The organism is Bullifex sp. (assembly GCF_034103065.1).
Taxonomy (GTDB): domain Bacteria; phylum Spirochaetota; class Spirochaetia; order Sphaerochaetales; family Sphaerochaetaceae; genus Bullifex.
On record NZ_JAXEGN010000082.1, the window covers coordinates 1 to 2,321 of the forward strand.

Genomic DNA, 2,321 nt, shown 5'->3' on the forward strand with positions numbered 1-2,321 from the left:
TATTAACAATAAGAATTTAGACTTAATGAATAAGTTAAGCTAGAAGATCAGCTATTGTAAGAATACTGGAAAAAACAGAAGAATATCCACACCTTTTACCCCAAAAGTAGTGATTAGTACATTATGGATAACTGCCTTCTTTGGTGCTATTTCTGATACGATTTTTTCCCTCTCTCTTACTTTAAGATAAAAGCTTTTATCAATAAAAAATTCTTCACAGCAGAACTTCATTTCACAAAGATTAATTACACAATCCCTTCTTTCAATGATAAGATCAATCTGGGGGGCTTTCATTACTGTCCTTAATATTCATTGATTCTATACGAGAAATGCCTAATTATTCCAAAAGCCTTCAAACGCTGAAATAAAACCACTTCGAGGAGTATCCATCCAAGGAAGTTCCTCAATGAACACTACCTGTCTTCCTCCATCTCTTTCTTGCAAAAACTTTTCGAGGAAGAAAAAGGCTTATAACCATGAATCTGGACATTTATTACCAGTAAATCCTTGAGACAGTAAGGAGTAGTGGAACTGTTTAAGTTGCACTTTTAGGCCATTTTATTTCAACAGGAAATAGTCCTGCATATCTAAAAGTAATGTACAGCTCAAGCACCTCATCAACGAGAGAGGTTTTACCCACTCTTCGTCTTCCATAAATTGCAACTAGCTAAGAACTTCCATTAAACAGAAGACCTTCTAACTCTTTTTATTTCATTTTTCTTCCTACCATAATATGGTAGTTTAAATTAATTTTAAAGTTAATTTTTCATGAGTTTTTAATGGCTTAAAAGGCTTGTAAATGTTTAACTTGAATGAATATTATTTAGAGTTTTCATTGTAAACCATTTTCGCATTTCGATTAAAAGGAAAAAGATTTATTGTAGATTTAAGTATGTAATGATTTAAAATTACTATTAAACAAATTAAGACAAAAATTTTGGTGATATTAATCATCAATAATCTTCTCTTTTTGTTTGGATATTAATTCTTATATTTTGATAAAATAAGACCATGAATAATCTAGAAAGAAGAGATAATGGCAAAGCATACATTGTTGATGAGATGGTAGCTAGTGAGATTATTGCTTGTAGAAAGCTGATTCAAAAACTAAATAATTCTGATTGGGCAGATTTTGAACAAATTTCTCGAATCGTGAAAGAATTATTAGGTTCTGGAGAAGGTGCATTTATTAATCCACCATTCTTTTGTGATTACGGTAAACACATTGAAGTTGGAAAGAATTTCTTTGCAAATTATAACTGTACTATTATTGATGTCGCTAAAGTAGTCTTTGGTGATAATTGCTTTCTTGGACCTAATGTATCAATTTATACAGCAGGACATCCTATTTACCCAACTACAAGAAACTCATCATATGAGTTTGGAAAGCCTGTTACAATCGGTGATAACGTTTGGATAGGAGGAAGTGTAGTAATATGTCCTGGTGTTAATATTGGTAGTAATGTTGTAATTGGAGCAGGTTGTGTTGTTACTAAAGATGTTCCAAGCTGGACTATTGCAGCAGGTAATCCATGTAAAGTATTAAGAGCTATTACCGAAGATGATAAAAGAAGGCTATTTAAAGATGAACTTATCGATGATGAAGTTTGGGATATAATTGTTAAAGAAGGATTTATTAAATGAATATTTGTTTTGCTACAGCTAATGATATTGATAGTTGGATGAATCTTGTTGATAAAGTTAAAGATTTATTTCCAGGCCTTGATTTAACAGAACATAGAGCTACTGTTTTAGAGTTTATTAGCAGGAATGAAGCAATTTGTGCTAAAGAAGATAATAAAATAGTAGGAGCTTTATTATTTTCTAAAGAAGTAAATATGCTTTGTTTCTTAGCTGTAGATCCTAATTTCAGAAGAAAGCATATTGCTGAAAATATGTTTTCTTTAGCTTTAAATGAATTTGATCCTTATCGTAATATCACAGTAACAACTTACCGTGAAGGTATTAGTGAAGGTATCGCAGCTAGATAATTTTATAAAAGTATTGGATTTATAGAGGGAAAATTAACAGAGGAGTTTAATACCCCTCTGCAAGAATTTGTTTATTTAAAAACTAAGGTTTGAAAGATAAAAGAGTACAAAGAATTGCATAATTACCATTAGTGGAACACCAATAGTAAAGTAGTTTTTATTAGTCTTGTGTCTAAGTGTATACATACCAACTAAAGCACCAATAGAACCACCAAAGAAAGCAAGACCTAATAGTGTAACTATTTTTACTCTATCCTTTCCTTTTTCAGCTGCCTTTTTATCCTTTAAGTAGAATAAGAAAGTAATAATGTTTATTAATGTTAAATAAAC

The 2,321-nt window shown here is 30.7% G+C and carries 4 protein-coding genes; 2 read left to right on the forward strand and 2 right to left on the reverse strand.

Annotation, left to right across the window (positions count from 1 at the left end; translation table 11 throughout):
• Positions 1 to 51: 51 nt before the first annotated feature.
• Entirely contained in the window at positions 52 to 294 is a 243-nt protein-coding gene (locus tag SOY52_RS03425; protein ID WP_320847585.1) for a hypothetical protein, read from the reverse strand.
• A 717-nt stretch (positions 295 to 1,011) separates the two neighbouring features.
• Here SOY52_RS03425 and SOY52_RS03430 point away from each other — a divergent pair.
• Both SOY52_RS03430 and SOY52_RS03435 read left to right on the forward strand, forming a co-directional pair.
• On the forward strand, positions 1,012 to 1,644 hold the full coding sequence (locus SOY52_RS03430; protein ID WP_320847586.1) for a sugar O-acetyltransferase: 633 nt from the start codon (positions 1,012 to 1,014) through the stop codon (positions 1,642 to 1,644).
• The gene (locus SOY52_RS03435) at positions 1,641 to 1,991 is read left to right on the forward strand and encodes a GNAT family N-acetyltransferase (protein WP_320847587.1); all 351 of its coding nucleotides are present in this window, start codon (positions 1,641 to 1,643) and stop codon (positions 1,989 to 1,991) included. Before SOY52_RS03430 ends, SOY52_RS03435 begins: the two co-directional genes overlap by 4 nt.
• 75 nt (positions 1,992 to 2,066) lie before the next feature.
• Here the strand turns inward: SOY52_RS03435 and SOY52_RS03440 are convergent.
• Positions 2,067 to 2,321, reverse strand: a 255-nt coding sequence (locus SOY52_RS03440; RefSeq protein WP_320847588.1) for a DUF1294 domain-containing protein, incomplete at its 5' end; no start/stop codon positions are given.